The sequence below is a fragment of the Clostridium sp. ATCC 25772 genome (assembly GCF_001573875.1).
Classification (GTDB): Bacteria; Bacillota; Clostridia; order Clostridiales; family Clostridiaceae; genus Clostridium_J; species Clostridium_J senegalense.
Genome location: NZ_LFRG01000149.1, coordinates 1 through 732, shown reverse-complemented (window position 1 = coordinate 732; position 732 = coordinate 1). Strand labels below are relative to the sequence as shown.

General features: G+C 28.6%; 2 protein-coding genes. Both read right to left on the bottom strand.

The features are described 5' to 3' along the window. A partial coding sequence (locus AZI32_RS18165; protein ID WP_157450895.1) for a helix-turn-helix domain-containing protein occupies positions 1-83 on the bottom strand: 83 nt, incomplete at its 3' end. Then, positions 61-687, bottom strand: coding sequence for an IS607 family transposase (locus AZI32_RS17255; protein WP_061997172.1), 627 nt, complete (start codon positions 685-687; stop codon positions 61-63). The genes AZI32_RS17255 and AZI32_RS18165, both read right to left, overlap by 23 nt. Positions 688-732: the final 45 nt, after the last annotated feature.

The following is a 732-nucleotide window of genomic DNA, read 5'->3' as shown; positions in this document are numbered from 1 at the left end:
AATCTTGCAGTACCAACTGATTGCCATAACTTTTGTTCCTGTTCTTTAGTTGGATATAGTCTAACTTTCTTGGCTAGAATCACTTTCTAACAACTCCTTAATCATTTTCTTTGCTTTATCAGCTCTTTTACCTTGTAATCTACAACTAAAAACATTTACTATTTGAATTAAGTCTTCAACTAATTCTTGTTCTTCTGATTTTTCAGTATTATCAATGACTTCAATAGTTGTTCCGTACTTATTACATAGATTTTCGATTAGCTCATATCCAAATCTGATTAGTCTATCTTTGTAAAGAACTACTATTTTATCTACTTCTGAATTGGTAATCATATCTATTAATTGATTAAGACCTTTTTTATTATAGTTAATCCCACTTCCTATGTCTTGTATGATTTCAAATTGATAACCTTTAGCGTACATATATGTCTTAACATTTTCTATCTGTCTTGGTAAATCATCTTTTTGTTTATGAGAACTAACCCTACAATAACCAATTGTCTTTTTACTTAGTTGCACTTCTGATTTTAAACCTAAGAAGTGATTAAGTTGTTCTTGTGAATAATATCTTGTTCCTCCTGCTGTTATATGTGATGGTTTTAGTGTTCCATTTTTATCCCAATTTCTAAGAGTTTGAATTGTTTTACCTATTCGAGTTGCAAATTCTCCTATTGAGTAGTATTTCATACTTTATCACCTCAATTAAATTATACAACTATATCTATAAAATAA

What these genes read in the sequence shown, in the direction of transcription:
- AZI32_RS17255 (WP_061997172.1), bottom strand. Translation starts at nt 687, where the DNA reads ATGAAATACTACTCAATAGGAGAATTTGCAACTCGAATAGGTAAAACA.